General features: G+C 71.1%; 17 protein-coding genes. 11 read left to right on the plus strand and 6 right to left on the minus strand.

The window, feature by feature from the left end; all coding sequences use genetic code 11:
• Positions 1 to 129: 129 nt before the first annotated feature.
• Complete coding sequence (locus CFB49_RS14920) at positions 130 to 846, minus strand: FadR/GntR family transcriptional regulator (protein WP_089491658.1); 717 nt, start codon at positions 844 to 846, stop codon at positions 130 to 132.
• Between the two features lie 129 nt (positions 847 to 975).
• Between CFB49_RS14920 and CFB49_RS14925 the strand changes: the two genes are divergently transcribed.
• Genes CFB49_RS14925 through CFB49_RS14940 form a run of 4 tightly spaced genes read left to right on the plus strand, consistent with a single transcriptional unit; the run spans position 976 to position 5,688 of the window.
• Positions 976 to 1,773, plus strand: a complete 798-nt coding sequence (locus CFB49_RS14925; RefSeq protein WP_089491659.1) for a (Fe-S)-binding protein — start codon at positions 976 to 978, stop codon at positions 1,771 to 1,773.
• On the plus strand, positions 1,770 to 2,495 hold the full coding sequence (locus CFB49_RS14930) for a LutC/YkgG family protein (RefSeq protein WP_089491843.1): 726 nt from the start codon (positions 1,770 to 1,772) through the stop codon (positions 2,493 to 2,495). The genes CFB49_RS14925 and CFB49_RS14930 overlap by 4 nt, the downstream gene beginning before the upstream one ends.
• Entirely contained in the window at positions 2,492 to 3,937 is a 1,446-nt protein-coding gene (locus CFB49_RS14935; protein ID WP_089491660.1) for a LutB/LldF family L-lactate oxidation iron-sulfur protein, read from the plus strand. The genes CFB49_RS14930 and CFB49_RS14935 overlap by 4 nt, the downstream gene beginning before the upstream one ends.
• A gap of 50 nt (positions 3,938 to 3,987) precedes the next feature.
• Positions 3,988 to 5,688, plus strand: a complete 1,701-nt coding sequence (locus CFB49_RS14940) for a lactate permease LctP family transporter (RefSeq protein WP_089435638.1) — start codon at positions 3,988 to 3,990, stop codon at positions 5,686 to 5,688.
• 108 nt (positions 5,689 to 5,796) lie between these two features.
• On the opposite strand, the gene CFB49_RS14945 is transcribed toward CFB49_RS14940, so the two are convergent.
• From CFB49_RS14945 to CFB49_RS14965, 5 genes are all read right to left on the minus strand, one after another.
• Positions 5,797 to 6,558, minus strand: coding sequence for a M48 family metalloprotease (locus CFB49_RS14945; protein WP_069621790.1), 762 nt, complete (start codon positions 6,556 to 6,558; stop codon positions 5,797 to 5,799).
• A 204-nt stretch (positions 6,559 to 6,762) separates the two neighbouring features.
• On the minus strand, positions 6,763 to 7,545 hold the full coding sequence (locus CFB49_RS14950) for a glycosyltransferase family 2 protein (protein ID WP_069621791.1): 783 nt from the start codon (positions 7,543 to 7,545) through the stop codon (positions 6,763 to 6,765).
• Between the two features lie 125 nt (positions 7,546 to 7,670).
• Positions 7,671 to 8,963 carry a chorismate transformation enzyme, FkbO/Hyg5 family gene (locus CFB49_RS14955; RefSeq protein ID WP_089491661.1) on the minus strand — a complete coding sequence of 431 codons (1,293 nt, stop codon included), beginning with the start codon at positions 8,961 to 8,963 and terminating at the stop codon, positions 7,671 to 7,673.
• 37 nt (positions 8,964 to 9,000) lie between these two features.
• Positions 9,001 to 9,717 (minus strand): 3-oxoacyl-ACP reductase FabG, encoded by a 717-nt coding sequence (fabG, locus tag CFB49_RS14960; protein WP_089435640.1) that lies wholly within the window; start codon positions 9,715 to 9,717, stop codon positions 9,001 to 9,003.
• 69 nt (positions 9,718 to 9,786) lie between these two features.
• Positions 9,787 to 10,071, minus strand: coding sequence for a phosphopantetheine-binding protein (locus CFB49_RS14965; protein ID WP_084044082.1), 285 nt, complete (start codon positions 10,069 to 10,071; stop codon positions 9,787 to 9,789).
• Between the two features lie 547 nt (positions 10,072 to 10,618).
• Between CFB49_RS14965 and CFB49_RS14975 the strand changes: the two genes are divergently transcribed.
• The 7 genes from CFB49_RS14975 to CFB49_RS15005 all read left to right on the plus strand — a co-directional run bounded on the left by CFB49_RS14975 (position 10,619) and on the right by CFB49_RS15005 (position 19,323).
• Complete coding sequence (locus CFB49_RS14975) at positions 10,619 to 11,272, plus strand: hypothetical protein (protein WP_089491662.1); 654 nt, start codon at positions 10,619 to 10,621, stop codon at positions 11,270 to 11,272.
• Positions 11,273 to 11,323: 51 nt separating this feature from the next.
• Entirely contained in the window at positions 11,324 to 13,075 is a 1,752-nt protein-coding gene (locus CFB49_RS14980; protein ID WP_089491663.1) for an acyl-CoA synthetase family protein, read from the plus strand.
• A complete protein-coding gene (locus tag CFB49_RS14985) occupies positions 13,072 to 14,049 on the plus strand; it encodes an LpxL/LpxP family acyltransferase (RefSeq protein WP_089491664.1) in 978 nt (325 codons plus the stop codon). The genes CFB49_RS14980 and CFB49_RS14985 overlap by 4 nt, the downstream gene beginning before the upstream one ends.
• Complete coding sequence (locus CFB49_RS14990) at positions 14,046 to 14,690, plus strand: outer membrane lipoprotein carrier protein LolA (protein WP_089491665.1); 645 nt, start codon at positions 14,046 to 14,048, stop codon at positions 14,688 to 14,690. Before CFB49_RS14985 ends, CFB49_RS14990 begins: the two co-directional genes overlap by 4 nt.
• Complete coding sequence (locus CFB49_RS14995; protein WP_089491666.1) at positions 14,690 to 17,164, plus strand: MMPL family transporter; 2,475 nt, start codon at positions 14,690 to 14,692, stop codon at positions 17,162 to 17,164. The genes CFB49_RS14990 and CFB49_RS14995 overlap by 1 nt, the downstream gene beginning before the upstream one ends.
• Positions 17,161 to 18,045 (plus strand): polysaccharide deacetylase family protein, encoded by an 885-nt coding sequence (locus CFB49_RS15000; protein ID WP_089491667.1) that lies wholly within the window; start codon positions 17,161 to 17,163, stop codon positions 18,043 to 18,045. The genes CFB49_RS14995 and CFB49_RS15000 overlap by 4 nt, the downstream gene beginning before the upstream one ends.
• 63 nt (positions 18,046 to 18,108) lie before the next feature.
• Positions 18,109 to 19,323 carry a beta-ketoacyl-[acyl-carrier-protein] synthase family protein gene (locus tag CFB49_RS15005; protein WP_089491668.1) on the plus strand — a complete coding sequence of 405 codons (1,215 nt, stop codon included), beginning with the start codon at positions 18,109 to 18,111 and terminating at the stop codon, positions 19,321 to 19,323.
• Positions 19,324 to 19,326: the final 3 nt, after the last annotated feature.

The raw sequence follows: 19,326 nt of genomic DNA on the forward strand, positions 1-19,326 counted from the left end.
CGGATCAATGGGCACGTCATCGCCGCGGCGCGCGGCTGACAGGCGGCTGCGGTCGATTCTAGAGGGCGCCCGACGAACCGGTCAATCGGGAGGCCCCGCAGGCCATCGCAGCCGCTGGTCCGACCAATCTCATGACGCGTCGCCGCTGCGCTCGAAATGGCTGCGCACGTAGTCGATGTGCGTCTGCATCGCGGTGCGCGCCTCTTCGGGGCGGTGCGCGCAAATCGCGTCGCACACCACCCGGTGCTGCAACAGGAGCAATTCGGATGCCTGCTCGTCCTCCGTCGTCATCCCGGCCACGTTGATCGAAATATGCTCGCGCAACATTCCGATCACGCTCGTATGCAGGTGCAGGAACATCGTGTTGCGCGACGCGAGCGCGATCGCCTCGTGCAGCTTCGCATCGGTCGCGGCTTCGACGGCCGCATCGTCGTTCGCATGCGCGGTTTCGAGCTCGCGCAGCAGCGCGCGGATCCGGCGCCGGTCGTTCGCATCGGCCCGCAGCGCGGCGAAATAGGCGGTCGCGCCTTCCAGCACGCGGCGGAATTCGAGGATGTCGTCGCGCAGCGCCGGATGATCGGCGACCAGTTGGCCCCACGGCGACGCGATGCCGGCGCGCAACTGGTCGGTCACGTAAACGCCCGCGCCGCGCCGGCTCTGCAGCAGCCCGCGCGCGACGAGCCGCTGGGTCGCCTCGCGCACCGTATTGCGCGCGACGCCGTACTGCTGCGCGAGCACGCGCTCGGCCGGCAGCCGCGCGCCGGCCGGCCACGTGCCGTCGAGCAGCGCCGTCTCGATCTTGCGCATCACCACTTCGGTCCGGCCCCGTGCCGTCATCGCCGCCATCGTCGCGTCTCCTCGCGGAATGCGTGCCGCCCCCGATTGGCCCAACCAATTTGAGCTGCGGCGCGGACGGGGGAATTATGCAGCGAAATCGACGCTCCGCACGCCGGGCCGTCGCCTCTGGAGCGAGACATGAACCCACGGCCTTACCCCACCGCCCCCGCGCACGTCTATCTGTTCGCGACCTGCCTGGTCGACCTGTTCGTCCCCGAAGCAGGGCTCGACGCGGTCCGCCTGCTGGAACGCGAGGGGCTGACCGTCCACTATCCGCGCGGCCAAAGCTGTTGCGGGCAGCCGGCCTACAGCAGCGGCAATCCCGACGAAGCGCGCCGCGTCGCGGCCGCGCAGCTCGACCTGTTCGCGCAACCGTGGCCGGTGATCGTGCCGTCCGGTTCGTGCGCGGGCATGATCCGGCACCATTGGCCGGCGCTGTTCGCCGACGATCCCGTTCACGGCCCGAAAGCACGCGCGATCGCGGAGCGGACCTACGAACTCGCCGAATTCCTCGTCCATGTGCTCGACGTGCAGCTCGACGCGGTCATGACCGACGCCGGCCCCGACGAACGCGTCGTGCTGCACACGTCGTGCGCGGCACGGCGCGAGATGGGCACGCGCGTGCACGGCGTCGCGCTCGTCGACGCGCTGCCGGGCGTGACGCGCATCGAACACGAACGCGAATCCGAATGCTGCGGCTTCGGCGGCACGTTCTCGCTGAAGCATCCGGACATATCGGGCGCGATGGTGCGCGACAAGGTCGCATCGGCGTGCGCGACGGGCTGCGACCGGCTCGTGTCGGCCGACTGCGGCTGCCTGCTGAACATCGGCCACGCCGCGGCCAAGGCCGGCGCGGCGCTGCCCGTCGAACATCTCGCGAGCTTCCTGTGGCGCCGCACGGCCGGCGCCGGCTCGCTGCGCGGAGAGTCGAAATGAGCGCACGCGACGCGATCCTCGCGCGGCTGCGCGCCGCCGCACCGGGCGTCGCGACGAACGCCGCGCCTGCGCTCGATGCGCGCATCGACGCGCATTACGACACGCGCCGTGCATCGGCCGGCCGCGCCTCCGATGCGCGCGTGCAGGCGATGCAGACGGCGCTCGCCGCGTCGCACGCCGAAGTCTGGTGCGCGAGCGCCGACGCATGGCCCGCGCAGCTCGCCGCACGTCTGGCCGACGCCGGCGTGCGCCGCCTGCTGCTCGACCCGGCCCGCGCCGAATCCGCGGCGCTTGCCTGCGCGCTGCCCGATACGGTCGCGCCGGTGCCGTTCGACCGGCCGATCGACGCGTGGAAAACCGAACTGTTCGACACGATCGACGCGGGCTTCACCGTCGCACGCTCGGGCATCGCGGCCACCGGCACGCTGGTGCTCGCGCCCGATGCCGGCACGCCGCGCACGGTGTCGCTGGTGCCACCGCTGCACATCGCGCTCGTGCATGCGAGCACGCTGCATGCGGACCTGCACGCCGCCGTGCACGCGGAGCACTGGCAAGCCGGCATGCCGACGAACCTCGTGCTGGTATCGGGCCCGTCGAAGACGTCCGACATCCAGCAGACGCTCGCCTATGGCGCGCACGGCCCGCGCCGCCTGTGGGTCGTGATCGTCACCGATTCGGCCGCGCCGCCGGCCGCCCCCGCTTGCGAGGACCTGCCGCGATGAGCGACCACCCGCTGCAATTCGTCTCCCCCGGCGACTTCAAGACCCGTGCGCGCGCCGCGCTCGACGATCCGGCGCTGCGCCGGAGCTTTCGCGGCGCGATGGACTTCCTGCAAGGCAAGCGCGCGGCGCAATTCCCCGACGACACCGAGCTGCAGCACCTGCGCGATCTCGGCGAAGCCGTCCGGCAGCACGCGCTCGCGCAACTGCCCGCGCTGCTCGAACGGCTGGAGACGAAGCTCACCGCAGCCGGCGTGCACGTGCACTGGGCCGAGACGGCCGCCGACGCGAACGCGATCGTGCTCGGCATCGCGCAGGCGAAGAAGGCGCGCCGCGTGATCAAGGGCAAGTCGATGGCGAGCGAGGAAATCGAGCTGAATCATTACCTCGCGGAACACGGTGTCGACTGCATCGAATCCGACATGGGCGAATTCATCGTGCAGCTCGCGGGCGAGAAGCCGTCGCACATCGTGATGCCGGCGATCCACAAGACCCGCGGCGACATCGCCGAACTGTTCGAGGCGCACCTCCCCGGCACGCGCTACACGGAAGACGTCGACGAACTGATCCAGACCGGCCGGCGCGCGCTGCGCCGCGCGTTCGCGGAAGCGGACATCGGCCTGTCGGGCGTCAATTTCGCGGCGGCCGACACGGGCACGCTGTGGCTCGTCGAGAACGAAGGCAACGGCCGCCTGTCGACGACGGTGCCCGACACGCACGTGGCGATCATGGGGATCGAGAAGGTCGTCGAGAAGCTCGAGCACATCGTGCCGCTGTCGAGCCTGCTCACGCGCTCGGCCACCGGCCAGGCGATCACGACCTACTTCAACCTGATCTCGGGCCCGCGCCGCGACGGCGAACGCGACGGCCCGCGCGAGCTGCACCTCGTGCTGCTCGACAACGGCCGCACGCAGGCGTACGCGGACGAACAGTTGCGCGCGACGCTGCAATGCATCCGCTGCGGCGCGTGCATGAATCACTGCCCCGTCTATACGCGCATCGGCGGCCACGCGTACGGCACGACCTACCCGGGCCCGATCGGCAAGATCATCTCGCCGCACCTGCTCGGCCTCGACGCAACGGCCGACCTGCCGACCGCGTCGACGCTGTGCGGCGCATGCGGCGAGGTGTGCCCGGTGCGCATCCCGATCCCGCAATTGCTCGTGCGGCTGCGCACCGAAGCGAACCGCAAGCCCGACGAACCGGTCGCGCATCCGCTGCGCGGCCAGGGCGCGAACTACCACCGCGCGGAAGAACTCGTGTGGCGCTTCTGGTCGGGCGCGTTCGCGCATCCGCGCGCGTACCGCGCATTCCGCTGGGCCGCGACCCGCCTGCGCGCGCTGACGCCCGCGAAACAACTGGGCTGGACGCAGCACCGCACGCCGCTCGAACCGGCGCCGCGCAGCCTGTCCGACCTGCTGCGCGCCCGCGGCCAGCCCGAATAGCGCATCCGCTTTCAAACCCGTACCCCGATAAATCCATGGAGGAGACAACCATGCAGGTTTGGCATCAGATCTACACCCCGCTCGGCAGCCTCGGGCTGTCGGCACTCGTCGCCGCGATTCCGATCGTCTTCTTTTTCGTCGCGCTCGCCGCGCTGCGGATGAAGGGCCACGTCGCGGCCGCGATCACGCTGCTGCTGGCGCTCGGCGTCGCGATCGTCGCGTACGGCATGCCCGTGCCGCAAGCGCTCGCGGCGGCCGGCTTCGGCTTCGCGTACGGCCTGTGGCCGATCGCGTGGATCATCGTCGCGGCGGTGTTCCTGTACAAGATCGTCGTGAAGACCGGCCAGTTCGACATCATCCGCGCGTCGGTGCTGTCGATCACCGACGACCAGCGGCTGCAGATGCTGCTGATCGGCTTCTCGTTCGGTGCGTTCCTCGAAGGCGCGGCCGGCTTCGGCGCACCCGTCGCGATCACGGCCGCGCTGCTCGTCGGCCTCGGCTTCAAGCCGCTGCATGCGGCCGGACTGTGTCTGATTGCAAACACCGCGCCGGTGGCGTTCGGCGCGATGGGCATCCCGATCATCGTCGCCGGGCAGGTGACGGGCATCGACGCATTCCACATCGGCGCGATGGCTGGCCGCCAGCTGCCGCTGCTGTCGCTCGCGGTGCCGTTCTGGCTCGTGTTCATGATGGACGGGCTGCGCGGCGTACGGCAGACGTGGCCGGCCGCACTCGTCGCGGGCGGCAGCTTCGCGGTCACGCAGTACTTCACGTCGAACCACATCGGGCCGGAGCTGCCGGACATCACGTCGTCGCTCGTCAGTCTCGTGTCGCTCGCCGCGTTCCTGAAGGTCTGGCAGCCGAGCAGCGCGAAGCAGACGGCAGGCGCAATCGTCGCGTCCGGCGGCGGCGCGGCGCTCGCCGGGTTCGGCGCGGGCGGCAACGGGGCGGGCACGAGCCGCCAGGCGTCGCCGTACACGTTCGCGCAAACCGTGCGCGCGTGGTCGCCGTTCCTGATCCTGACGGCCGTCGTCACCGTGTGGAGCATCGCGCCGTTCAAGGCGCTGTTCGCCGCGCACGGCGCGCTTGCTTCGACCGTGCTGAAGTTTCACGTGGCCGGGCTCGACCAGCTCGTCGTGAAGACCGCGCCGATCGCCGCGACGCCGAAGGCGCTCGACGCGGTGCTGAAGATCGATCTCGTGTCGGCGGTCGGCAGCGCGATCCTCGTGACCGCGCTGATCTCGATGGCGCTGTTGCGGATGAAGCCGCGCGACGCGCTCGTCACGTTCGGCGAGACGCTGAAGGAACTGACGCGCCCGATCCTGTCGATCGGCCTCGTACTCGCGTTCGCGTTCGTCGCGAACTACTCGGGGATGTCGTCGACGCTCGCGCTGATGCTGGCCGCGACCGGCGGCGCGTTCCCGTTCTTCTCGCCGTTCCTCGGCTGGCTCGGCGTGTTCCTGACCGGCTCGGACACGTCGTCGAACGCGCTGTTCTGCTCGCTGCAGCAGGCCACCGCCCATCAGCTCGGCGTGCCCGAGACGCTCGCGGTCGCCGCGAACACGACGGGCGGCGTGACCGCGAAGATGATCTCGCCGCAGTCGATCGCGGTCGCGTGCGCGGCGACGGGCCTCGTCGGCAAGGAATCCGAGCTGTTCCGCTTCACGGTGCGGCACAGCCTGCTGTTCGCGGTGATCGTCGGACTGATCACGCTCGTGCAGGCGTACGTGCTGCCGGGGATGGTGCCGTAAGGCGCGACGTGCACGCCGAACAAACAAAAAACCCACGCCCGAACGAGCGTGGGTTTTTCACTTCACCTGCCGATCGCCGGCGCGGACGGCCGGCGATCCGTTGCGCGATCAGCTGCCCTTCGCGATGCGATCCTGGATGTGCTGCGCACGGCTCGACGACGACGGATGCGAGCTCATCATCGAGCTCTTGCCGCCGTCCAGCTGCGCGAGCTTCTGGAACGCGGTGACGAGGCCCTTCTGGTTCATGCTCTTCTGCTTCATCAGGTCGAACGAGTAGTCGTCGGCCGCGCTTTCCTGCGTCTGCGAGAACTGCGCGTTGATGAACTTCTCGGTGATGTCGCCGAGCTGCGAGCTCGTCAGCGCCGCCACGCCCGGCGAAGCCGCGCCGGCCGCGGTACGCGCCGCGCTCACCGCATATGCCGTCTGCATCGCCTTCTTCGAGTGGCCGAGTGCGACGTGGCCCATTTCATGGCCGATCACGCCGCGCAGCTCGTCGTCGTTCATCATGTCCATCAGGCCGCTGTACACGCGCACGCAGCCGTTGCCCATCGCCCACGCGTTGACGTCCTTGGTCATGTAGACCTTGTAGTTGATCTTCTGGCCGTTCAGCGTCATGTCGCCGAAGCCCTTCATCACCTTCGTCAGGCGCTTCGCGTACGCGCTGTTCGCCGGCGCGATCTTCGATTCGGCGTCGCTCGACTTGCACGACTCGTTCGACAGCGCGGCGATGTCGCTGTCCGACAGCGTCGCCGCCTTGTACAGGTTGGTCCCCGCCGACGTCAGGCTGTTCGCGTCAAGGTTTTGCACCCCGCCGCATGCGCTCAACAGAAACGCCACGCCACATGCCGCCACCGCTTTCTTGAGTTGCATCCCGGAATCCCTCGATAGTTGTATTTGGGAGCGGCGATTTTGCATAATCCGGCAGAAAATTACCAGTTGTTTACATCAGATGACACGCTCATTACTCAGCGGATCGACATGATGCGGCGATCCGGCCCCGGATTGACGGCGAACGGCGTGGCAATCGCCGCGCCCGGCACGGCGACCGGGGAACGGAAGCGGACCGACCTGCGCTCAGGCCGTCTGGTCGCGGCGCCGCGTCAGGCGGCGCGCGACGAGCATCGGCAGCCGCATCGCGAAGCCGGTGAACAGGCGCAGGTGCATCCACGCGAGCAGCGCGTTGTCGCGGCCGTAGTGAAAATGCGACACGCCGCCTTCGTGGCGGCCGAAATAGCGCACCGGCGCATCGATCCGGATCGGGCGCACGCCGGCCCAGCACAGCCGCACGGCCGCTTCGGGATCGAAGTCGAAGCCGCGCATCCACGGCTGGCGCCGCATGATCGCCGCCAGCGGCGCGACCGGATACACGCGAAAGCCGTACAGCGAATCGCCGATCCCGGCCCATAGCGTCTCGAGGTCGGCCCACGCGTTCGACAGCCGGCGCCCCTGCACGCGCAACCGCGGCGCGCTCGCGTCGAACTTCGGCACGCCGAGCACCATCGCATCGGGCGCGGCCTGCGATGCCGCCATGAAAACGGGAATCAGGTCGGCCGGATGCTGGCCGTCCGAATCCATCGTCAGCACGTGCGTGAAGCCGCTCGCGGCGGCCGCGTCGAGCCCCGCGAGCACCGCAGCGCCCTTGCCGCGATTCTCCGGCAGCACGATCACGCGCAGGCCGGGATCGCGCTCGGCCATCGCCTGCAGCCGTTCGGCGCTGCCGTCGGTGCTGCCGTCGACGACGACCCACACCGGATTCCACTGCGCGCGCGCATTGCGCACGGTCGTGTCGACCTTGGCGCCCGGGTTGTAGCTCGGAATCAGGACGAGATGGGTGGACGACGCGTGCAGCTTGGACATGGAAACAGCCGATGGGGAAGACGGGGAGCCTGACAAAAGTGTATGACTTGCCGGCGAACGCCGGCACGCGTCGTCGACGCCGGCCGCGGGCCGGACCGGCTGCCCGATCGCGAGGCTCTCGCGCTTCATGACAGCCACTCCATCGCATGACCGGCGCTGGCCTCGATCTCGACCAGCAGGTCGTCGCGACACACGTCCGCATGCACGAACAGCGGCCGCACGTGGGGACCGGCCGCGTCGCGCAGCACGCGGCCGATCGCGGCCAGCGCCGCGGTATCGCCGGCGTCGCGCACGTAGACGCGATAGCTCAGGTCGGCGAGCGAGAACGGGCCGTGCCCCTGCCGCGCGGCCTGCTCGAGCACGGCCGCGAAATTCGCGACCGTCTCGCGCGTCTGCGCGACGACGTCGCCGCGATGCACGGTACGGTGCCCGACGATGCTCGCGGTGCCCGATACGAACAGCACCGGCGCCGCATGGCCGTCGGCCCACGCGGCGGCGCGCGCGAACGTCGGCGCACGCGGGCCGTACTGCGCCGGATAGTGATACGCGCTGACCTGGCGCGGGTTCTCGATGGAATCGGCCGGCGTGCGGCTCGCGAGGAAATGAATCGCGAGCGGCGCGGCCGGCGATGCATCGCCCCCGACCGGCACGACCGAGCCGAGCGCGCACGCAGCCGGCACGCTGCCCGTGAGCGCGCGTCGGCACGCGTCGAACGCACGCTGACGGCCGATATTGAACTGACGATAGCGCTCTATCCCGCCCTGCACCGCATTGATCGCCGGCACGGTGTTCCAGATCCGCAGCGGATGCGGCATGCCGAGCGTATCGAGCAGGCCGAACAGCGCGCGGTACGCGTCGAACGTCGCGCGTTCGAGCGGCGTGCCGCCGTCGTGCGGCGCGTCGCACGACGCGTCCGTCTCGTGCACGACGAGGCTGCCGAACACGAGCCCCGCCGTTTCGCTGTAGCGATAGTGCAGCGCACCGTGTCGCGCGCCGCGCAGGTCGTGCGCATCGCATTGCCACAGTTCGCAGACGGCATCGCCCGGCGCGACCTCGGTGCCGAGCAGCGCCATCTGTACCGGCGCGACCGGCAGGCCGGGCGCGGCATCGGTCAGCATCCGCGCCATTGAGTCGGCGCGCGACTCGTCCGGTGCTCCCGCCGCGCCGATGCACACCGCGCCCAGCGCGCCGGGAAACACGCGATCCAGTTCGTCGCCCCGGCTGCGCGCGTCGTGCAGCAGCGCGACGAGCCGCGCGTCGCGCATCTGGACGAGCCGCAGCGCGGGCTCGCCGCCGTGCGCGAACGGCGCGGCGGAAGGCAACAGCGGACTCGGACGCCGTTCGGCGCGGGCTGGATGCACGGACACTTCGATTTCCTCACTATGCGGCGCAGGCCGCGCGGCAACGCGGCACCGCACCGTGTTGCGTTACGTCAGGCCAACGCGGCGCGCGTCGTCACGCGAGCCCGCCGTTGACGGACAACACCTGCCCCGTCACATAGGCCGCGGCGTCGGATACCAGGTACGCGACCATCGCCGCGACTTCGTCGGGCCGGCCCGCGCGCTGCGCGGGCACGAGCTGCTTGATGCGTTCGGCGGGAAACGCCTGTTCGGCCATCGGCGATGCGATGATGCCGGGCGCCACCGCGTTCACGGTGATGCCGCGCGACGCGAGCTCCAGCGACAGCGACTTCGTCGCGCCGATCAGCCCGGCCTTCGCGGCCGCGTAGTTGGCCTGCCCGCGATTGCCGGTCACGCCGGCCACCGACGCGATGTTGACGATCCGGCCGTGCCGCGTGCGGATCATCGGCAGCAGCAGCGGCTGCGTGACGTTGAAAAAGCCGTTGAGCGTCACGTCGATCACGCCGTGCCATTGCCGGCGCGACATGCCGGCCATCGGCGCGTCGTCGTGAATGCCCGCGTTGTTGACGAGGATCTGCACCGGCGCATCGTCGATGAACGGCTGCAGCGCGGCGAGCGTCGCATCGGCGTCGGTCACGTCGAACGCGATCGCGTGCGCGGCGCCGCCGGCCGCGACGATCTGCTGCGCGACGGCCTCCGCCTGCGCGAGATGGCGGTTCGCATGCACCCACACTTCATGGCCGGCCTGCGCGAGCGCCGTGCAGATCGCCTGCCCGAGTGCGCCGCTGCCGCCCGTCACGAGCGCCCGCATCGAATTGCTCCGTTCATCGCGTTCTCACCTCGATCGACGCGGCCGCGCGTCGTCCGTCGAGCGCCGCCGTCACTTCGTGCGATGGGCGGCGACGTAGGCCGCCAACGCACCGAGCGTCGCAAAGATCTTTTGGTTGTCCGGATTGTCCGAGCGCAGTTCGAAGCCGTATTTCTTCGAAATCAGCAGCGCGATTTCCAGGATGTCGATGGAGTCGAGCCCGAAACCTTCGCCATACAGCGGAGTGTCGGCCGTCACTGTGTCGAGCGGGACGTCTTCGAGATTCAATTCGCCGATGATCAGCGTGGCGAGCTCTTGTTCCAGTGCGTTCATCATGGGTGCGTGCAGGCGGCCCATCGCGGCGGGAGGTGCACGGAAACGGCAACCGTCGGGCACGCCCGGCGCGTGCAAAATCTCCGTCCCTCCGGCGTCTGCCGGCTTCCCCGCCTGCGTTATCGGGGGATCGTTTGTAAAAGTTACGCGGATTCTAGACGAAGGGTATCGGGTCGTATACCGCGAATGGTTACAAGACTGGCGAGCCGTCGCCGCGGCCCGTTTCGGGCGCGAATACACGAGACGCTTGAGCCGCTTTGGACGGAAATGGACCGACCCCGCGAAATCGTTCGTCCGGTGCCATACAATCGGTTACAAAACCCGGTCGCGGCCACCCCGAACGCGCGCTGCCGCGGCCCTAAAATGAGCGTGCCCGACCACCGGCCCGGACCGCGTCCCGGCCACCATTCATATGATGTTTGACGGCCCGACCATCGCGTCCGGCCACGATCCGCCCGATGTTTCCAGTCATGCCGCATCCGCCCTTGCGCTCCGTTCCGGTTCGCCCGCCCGTCAACCGCTGCAGCCCGGTCGCCGAGCGCTGCGCGCGCCGCGCGCCCGGAGGCCGCCGATGAGCCGGCTGCTGGCCGTCGTGCGCGGTGTCGCAGCAGTCGGCGCCGTAGCCGCCTACCAGGCCGGCGCGCACTACGCGAGCGCCACGCCCGGCGCGCATGGCTTCGGCCTCGCGATGGCGCTCGTGCCGCCGCTGCTGCTCGCGCTGGGCGCGGCGCTGCGCTCGCCACGGCGCGCGTGGCTCGTGCCGGCCTGGCTGCTGGTTGCCGCCGCGCTGTGGGCCGCGCGCGCGCCGCTCGCGCAGCATTTCGAATGGGGCCTGTATCTGGAGCACGCGAGCTTCAACGTCGCGATGGCGCTGCTGTTCGGCCGCACGCTCGCGGCCGGCCAGGTCCCGCTGTGCACGCGCTTCGCGGCGATGATCCACGGCACGGTCACGCCGGCCGTCGCGCGCTACACGCGGCGGATCACGCTCGCGTGGACGCTGTTCTTCGTCGCGATCGCCGCCGTGTCGACGCTGCTGTTCGCGACCGCGCCGATCGTCGCGTGGTCGACCTTCGCGAACTATCTGTCGCTGCCGCTCGTCGCCGTGATGTTCGCGGCCGAGCATGCGTGCCGGCGTTTCGCGCTGCCGCACGAGCCGCGGCCGCGGATGGTCGACGCGGTGCGCGCGTATCGCGCGTCGACCCACGCATCGCAGGGCTCGCGATGAATTCATGACCGGCGCGGCCGCGCCGGCCTTCGTTTCCGTCTTGACCGATTTATGCCGACTCACCCGCTGGTATTCCATTCCTCGCCGGACCAGACGATCGCCTGGCGCGACGGCTCGCCCGTCACCGTGCGCGCCTTCGTCGCCGACGTCGCGCGCGTGGCCGCCGCGCTGCCCGCCGGCGGCCACGTGTTCAACGTGTGCCGCGACCGCTATCGTTTCGCGGTCAGCCTGTGCGCGGCGCTCGTCGCCGGCAGGATCAGCCTGCTGCCGTCGACGCACACGCCGGAAATGGTTCGCCAGCTCGCGTCGTTCGCGCCCGACGCGTTCTGCCTGCACGACGCGCCCGATTGCACGATCGACCTGCCGCGTTTCGCGTATCCCGACGCCGCGCCGGGCGAACCGGCGAGCGACGCGCCGTTCGCCGTCCCGCAGATCGATGCGGCGCGGATCATGGCCTACGTGTTCACGTCCGGCTCGACCGGCCAGCCGGTGCCGCACCGCAAGACCTGGGGCTTCCTGGTCGCCTGCGTGCGCGCGGCGGCCGATCGCCTCGGGCTGCTCGACGGCCGCGCGGCCACGCTGATCGGCACGGTGCCCGCGCAGCACATGTACGGCTTCGAGTCGACGGTGCTGCTCGCGCTGCTCGGCGGCCTCGCGTTCAGCAACCGCCAGCCGTTCTACCCGGGCGACATTCGCGACGAACTCGACGCGATCCCGCAGCCGCGCGTGCTCGTCACGTCGCCGATCCACCTGCGTGCGCTGCTGTCGGCCGGCCATGCGCTGCCGCGCGCGGCGCTCGTGCTGTCGGCCACCGCGCCGCTGTCGGAAAAACTCGCGCGCGAAGCCGAGGCCGCGCTCGACGCGCCGCTCGTCGAGATCTACGGCAGCACCGAGACCGGCCAGATCGCGACCCGTCGCACGTCGCAAGGCGCGGCGTGGGCGCTGTTCCCGGACATCCGGCTCGACGCACGCGACGAACCGGGCGGCGACGACAGCGGGCCCACCGTGTGGGTATCGGGCGGGCACGTCGAGGCGCCGGTGCCGATGGGCGACGCGCTCGAACTGCTCGGCGACGGCCGGTTCCTGCTGCACGGACGCAAGGCCGACCTCGTCAACATCGCCGGCAAGCGCACGTCGCTCGCGTACCTGAACCATCAGCTCAACGCGATTGCCCAGGTGGTCGACGGCGTGTTCTTCATGCCCGACGAAGCCGGGCCCGCGCACGGCGACACGGCGCGCGAACCGGTCACGCGGCTCGTCGCGCTCGTCGTCGCGCCGACGCTCGCGGCCGCCGATCTGCAACGCGCGCTGCGCGAGCGGATCGATCCCGCGTTCATGCCGCGCCCGCTCGTGTTCGTCGATGCGCTGCCGCGCAACGAAACGGGCAAGCTGCCGCGCGACGTGCTGGCCGCGCTCGTCGCGCATCATGCACGTGCGACGGCTGCAACGGCCGCGCCGCCGGCCGGGCGCGACCCGGCCGGTCCGCCCGCGCTCGCGTTCACGATTGCCGCCGACCATCCCGCGCTGCCCGGCCACTTCCCCGGCCATCCGGTCGTGCCCGGCGTCGTGCTGCTCGATCACGCGATCCAGACGATCGGTGCGGCGCTGAACCGTCCGCTGCATGCGTGGCGGCTCGGGTCCGCGAAATTCCTGAGCCCGGTCGCGCCTGGCGAGCCGCTCGCGCTCGCGTACGACGCCGCGGCCAGCGGCGCGATCCGCTTCACGGTGCGCGCCGGGTCGCGCGAGGTCGCGACCGGCGTGCTGTCCGCACCGCCGGCCGCGCAGGACGGCGCGCAGCGATGAAGCGCACCGCATGGGCCGAGCGCCAGGAGCGCAGCAATGCGAGCCTGCTGCGCGCGATGACGTGGATTTCGCTGCGCTTCGGCCGACAGCGCGCGCGCATCGTGCTGCACCTGATCGCGACGTATTTCGTGCTGTTCTCGCCGGCCGCGTGCGCGGCGTCGCGCGACTACCTGCGCCGCGTGCTCGGCCGCCCCGCGCGCTGGCGCGACGTGTACCGGCACGTGTTCACGTTCGCGGCGACGATTCACGATCGCGTCTACCTGATGAACGGACGCTTCGACCTGTTCGACATCCGGCTGCATGGCGAAACGCTCGTCGACGCCGCGCTCGCGGATGGGCGCGGCGCGTTCCTGATGGGCGCGCACCTCGGCAGCTTCGAGGTCGTGCGCGCGATCGGCCGCACGCGTCCGGACCTGCGTGTGGTCGTCACGATGTACGAGCAGAACGCGCGCAAGATCAACGCGACGCTCGCCGCGGTGAACCCGGCCGCGCAGCCGGAGGTGATTCCGCTCGGGCAGGTCGACTCGATGCTGAAGGTGCGCGAGCGCCTCGACGGGAACTGCATGGTCGGCATGCTCGCCGATCGCACGCTGCTCGACGACGCGGCCGCGTCGCTGCGGCGCGTGCCGCTGCTCGGCGCGCCGGCCGCGTTTCCGCTCGGACCGCTTTACATGGCCGCGATGCTGAGGCGCCCGGTGATCTTCATGACGGGCCTCTATCGCGACGGCAACCGCTACGACGTGCACTTCGAGACGCTCGCCGATTTCTCCGGCGTGCGGCGCGACGCGCGCGCGGCGGCGGTCGACGCGGCGCTCGCGCGCTACGTCGCGCTGCTCGACAAGTACTGCCGCATGGCGCCGTACAACTGGTTCAACTATTTCGATTTCTGGAAGGGCGGCGATGCCGCGGCCACGCGCCGCGAGACGGTGCACGCCGGCGCCGACCTGACCGCCACGAGGGATTCCGACGCATGACCGCCGTTCGCCGCCGCCTGTTCCCGTTCTCGTCGCACCGCATCGTCCGCGTGGCCCGCGTGCTCGCCGCCACGGCCGCCGCGATCGTGCTGGCGATGCCCGCGCACGCAGCCGATGCCGGCTCGGCGTGGACCCTCGACCGGCTGATGTCGACGCTCGCGCAGCACAAGTCGGGCCGCGCGACCTTCACCGAGACGAAGACCCTGTCGATCGCCGCGCAGCCGATCGAATCGTCGGGTGAACTGATGTTCGTCGCGCCCGACCACCTGGAAAAACACACGCTGAGCCCGAAGCCCGAACACCTCGTCGTCGACGGCGACATGCTCACCGTCGAGCGCAACAACCGCAAGTACACGCTTGCGCTCGCGCGCTATCCGGAGCTCGGCGCGTTCATCGACAGCATCCGCGCGACGCTCGCCGGCAACCGCTTCGCGCTCGAACAGGTGTACAAGGTCGCCCTTTCCGGACGCGGCGACGACTGGACGCTGACGCTTACGCCGCTCGATTCGCGGATGCGGAAGGTCGTCAGCACGATCACGCTCGACGGCACGCGCGACGTGTTGCGCAGCGTCGCGATCCGGCAGGCCGACGGCGACCGTTCGGTGATGCGCCTGCAACCCGTCGCGGCGAACGCGAACTGATGGACGATCGTACGCGCCCCTCCCCCGTCGTCCGCCGCGTGCCCGCATGGCGGCAGCGCGCGGTGCTCGTATGGCTGCTCGCGCTCGTCGCGTGCGGTGTCGCGATCGGGCGCGCGCACTTCACGGCCGACCTGTCCGCGTTCCTGCCGAATGCGCCGAGCGCCGGGCAACGCGTGCTCGTCGACCAGTTGCGCGACGGTATCGTGTCGCGTCTGATCCTCGTCGCGATCGACGGCGGCGACGCGCGCACGCGCGCCGCGCTGTCGCGGCGCGTGGCCGGTACGCTGCGCACCGATCCGCAGTTCGCGGCGGTGCACAACGGCGAAGCCGCGAACGACGCACGCGACCGGCAATTCATCTTCGACCATCGCTATCTGCTGAGCCCGGCCGTCACGCCGCAGCGCTTCAGCGCCGACGGCCTGCACCAGGCGCTCGGCGACAGCCTCGACCTGCTGGGTTCGTCGGCCGGCCTCGTCGCGAAGGCGATGCTGCCGCGCGACCCGACCGGCGAAGTCGCCGCGCTCGTCGACGGGCTCGACAGCGCGGCCGAACCGGCGAGCCGCGACGGTGTGTGGGCGTCGCGCGACGGCACACGCGCGGTGCTGGTCGTGCAGACGGCCGCCGCCGGCTCCGATACCGACGCGCAGGCCCGCGCGATCGACGCCGTGCGCCGCGCGTTCGCGGCCGCGACGCAGGCCGTGCCGAACGCGAACGCCGCGACGCTCGCCATGACGGGCCCCGGCGTGTTTTCGGTCGCCACACGCGATACGATCCGGCACGACGTCGAACGATTGTCGACGGCAAGCGTCGTGCTGATCGTCGCGCTGCTGCTCACGCTGTACCGTTCGCCGCGCACGCTCGCGCTCGGCCTGCTGCCGGTGCTGACCGGCGTCGCGGCCGGAATCGCGGCGGTCGGCGTCGCGTTCGGCACGGTCCACGGGCTGACGCTCGGTTTCGGCACGACGCTGATCGGCGAAGCCGTCGACTATTCGATCTACCTGTTCGTGCAATCGGCGCAGGCCAGCACGCGCGGCGCGGCGCGCCCGGCCGACGCGACGCGCGCGTGGGTCGCCGCGTACTGGCCGACGATCCGGCTCGGCGTGCTGACGTCCGTGTGCGGCTTCGCGTCGATGCTGTTCTCCGGCTTCCCGGGCCTCGTGCAACTCGGGCTCTATTCGATCGTCGGGCTGACGGCCGCCGCGCTCGTCACGCGCTTCGTGCTGCCGCACCTGCGCGGCGAGCGTGTCGCGATCCGCGACGTATCGCGCGTCGGCGCCATGCTCGCGCGCGCGGCCGACGCCGCGCCGCGGCTGCGCTGGCCGCTCGCGGTGCTCGTGGTCGCCGCGTGCGCGACGCTCGTGCTGCATCGCGACGGCCTGTGGAGCCGCGAGCTTGCCGCGCTCAGCCCGGTGCCCGCGCCGGCGCAGGCGCTCGACGCCCGGCTGCGCGCCGATGTCGGCGCGCCCGACGTGCGCTACCTCGTCGTGATCGCCGCGCCGACCGAACAAGCCGCGCTCGAAGGCGCGGAAAAAGTCGCCGCGCAGTTGCAGCCGCTCGTCGACCGGGGCGCGCTCGGAGGTTTCGAAAACCCCGCACGCTACCTGCCGAGCGATGCCGCGCAGCGCGCGCGCCAGGCAAGCCTGCCGGACGCGGGCACGCTCGCCGCACGGATGCGCGATGCCGTCGCGCACCAGCCGATCGCGGTGAAGCCCGACCTGTTCGCGCCGTTCCTCGCCGACGTCGACGCCGCACGCCACGCGCCGCTGCTCACGCGCGCGGACCTGCGCGGCACATCGATGGCGCTCGCCGTCGATGCCCTGCTGACCGAGCGCGACGGCCGCTGGAGCGCGATGCTGCCGCTGCGGACGCCCGACGCCACGCGCGCCGCGCAGCCGTCGTCGAGCCTCGACGCCGCGCCGATTCGCGCGGCCGTCGCGCGCGCGGGCGTGCCCGATGCGCTGTTCGTCGACATGAAGGCCGAAGCCGATCGCCTGTACGTGAGCTACGTGCACGAGGACATCCGGCTGTCGCTCGCGGGTTTCGCCGCGATCGCCGTGCTGCTGGTGATCGCGCTGCGCTCGCCGCGCCGCGCCGTGCGCGCCCTCGCCCCGCTCGTCTCGGCCGTGCTGGTCGTGACAGCCGGCTTCGCGCTCGCCGGCGTGCCACTGACGATCCTGCACCTCGTCGGGATGCTGCTGATCGTCGCGGTCGGCTCGAACTACGCACTGTTCTTCTGCCGGCGCGACGACGCGCAGCCCGTCACGCCATACACGCTCGTGTCGCTGCTGATCGCGAACCTCGCGACGGTCGCCGGCTTCGGGCTGCTCGCGCTGTCGCGCGTGCCGCTGCTCGAAACCTTCGGGCTGACCGTCGGCCCCGGTGCGATGCTCGCGCTCGCGTTCGCGGCGATTCTCGCGCCGCGCGCGGCGGGGACGGCGGCGCTCGGCAAGCGTGAACGAGGAGGCCGCGCATGAACGTGCCGCCTGTCATTTCGCCGCGCGATGCCCGCGACGCACGGCGCTGGAAGCCGACGCCGCTGATCGCGGGCGCCGCCGCGCTGCACGCGGGTGCGGCCGCGGCCGTGATCGCGCAACCTGCCGCGTGGCCGTGGGCCGTCGGCGGCGCGGTCGCGTCGCATCTCGCGTTGACCGCAGCCGGCCTGTGGCCGCGCAGCACGTTGCTCGGCCCGAACTGGACACGCCTGCCGGCCGGCGCGGGCCGCCGCATCGCGCTGACCATCGACGACGGTCCCGACCCGGCCGTCACGCCCCGCGTGCTCGACCTGCTCGACCGTTACGACGCGCGCGCGACGTTCTTCTGCATCGGCGATCTCGCGCGCCGCCATCCGCGGTGGGTCGAGGCGATCGTCGCGCGCGGCCATGCGGTCGAGAACCACAGCCAGCGGCACCGCCATACGTTCTCGCTGTCGGGGCCGGCCGCGCTGCGGCGCGAGATCGCGGCGGCGCAGCAGACGCTGACCGACATCGCCGGCACGCGCCCGCTGTTCTTCCGCGCACCGGCCGGCCTGCGCAATCCGTTTCTCGAACCGGTGCTGTGCGAATTCGGCCTGCAACTGGCGAGCTGGACGCGGCGCGGCTTCGACACGCGGGCGCACGACGCCGCGACCGTTACGCGCCGCCTGCTGCACGGGCTCGATGCGCGCGACATCCTGCTCGTGCACGACGGCCACGCGGCGCGCGATGCGCGCGGCGAACCGGTCGTGCTCGACGTGCTGCCCGCGGTGCTGCGCGCGGCCGCCGACGCGCAGTTGCACTGGACCACGTTGCGCGCGGCGCTCGCGCCCGAACCGCCCGGCCAGCCGGGCGTTCCGGCCCCCCCGTTTGATAAAATCTGAACTCGAGCGGCGCGCGTGCCAGCCCTGCTGCAGCGCCCGTTCCGGCCACCGGATGCGACCCTCGTGAACCCTCTCCTGCTCTCGCACTTCACCGCCACCAGCTGCATCGGCCGCGGCCTCGACGCGACCCTCGATGCGTTGCGCCACGCCCGCGGCGGGCTCGCGCCGTGCCACTTCGAGCGTGCGGATCTCGACACGTGGATCGGCGCGGTAGACGGCGTCGATGCGCAGCCCGTGCGCGCCGATCTCGCCGACTTCGAATGCCGCAACAACCGCCTCGCGCAACTGGGCCTCACGCAGGACGGCTTCGATGCGTGCGTCGCGGCGGCGGTCGCGCGCTACGGTGCCGCACGCGTCGGCGTGTTCGTCGGCACGAGCACGGCCGGCATCCTCGAAACCGAACGCGCGTACCAGCACCGCGACCCGACGAGCGGCGCGCTGCCGGCCGACTTCCGCTACGCGCACACGCACAACCCGTATTCGCCGGCCGCGTTCGTGCGCGCGTATTTCGCGCTGCGCGGGCCGGCGATGGCGATCTCGTCCGCGTGCTCGTCGGGCGCGAAGGTGTTCGGCTCCGCACGCCGCATGATCGAGGCAGGGTTGATCGACGCGGCCGTCGTCGGCGGCGTCGATTCGCTGTGCCTGACCACGCTGTACGGCTTCAATTCGCTCGAACTGCTGTCGCGCCGGCCGTGCCGGCCGTTCGATCGCGCGCGCGACGGCATATCGATCGGCGAAGCCGCCGCGTTCGCGCTCGTCGAACGCGTCCCCGCCGCGGTCGACGGCGACGCGATCCTGCTGCTCGGCATCGGCGAATCGAGCGATGCACACCACATGTCGTCGCCGCATCCGGAAGGGCTCGGCGCGCACGCCGCGATCGAGCAGGCGCTCGCTTCCGCCGGCCTCGGCGCGCACGATATCGACTACGTGAACCTGCACGGCACCGCGACGCCGAGCAACGATGCAGCGGAAAGCCGCGCGCTCGGCGCGCTGTTCGCCCGCACGCCGTGCAGCTCGACGAAGGGCGCGACCGGCCACACGCTCGGCGCGGCCGGCGCGCTGGAGGCGATCGTCGCCGCGCTCGCGCTGCGCGAGCAGTTCGTGCCGGCCGGCGTCAACACGACGCAGCCCGACCCGGCGCTCGCAGCCGATTACGTGCTCGCGAGCCGCGACACGCGCGTGCGTGCCGTCCTCTCCAATTCGTTCGGCTTCGGCGGCACGAATTGCAGCCTGATCCTCGGCCGCGCCCAGAGCGTGGCCGGTCGCGCCCGCCGTTGAGGC

The organism is Burkholderia sp. AU17457 (assembly GCF_002223255.1).
Taxonomy (GTDB): Bacteria; Pseudomonadota; Gammaproteobacteria; order Burkholderiales; family Burkholderiaceae; genus Burkholderia; species Burkholderia sola.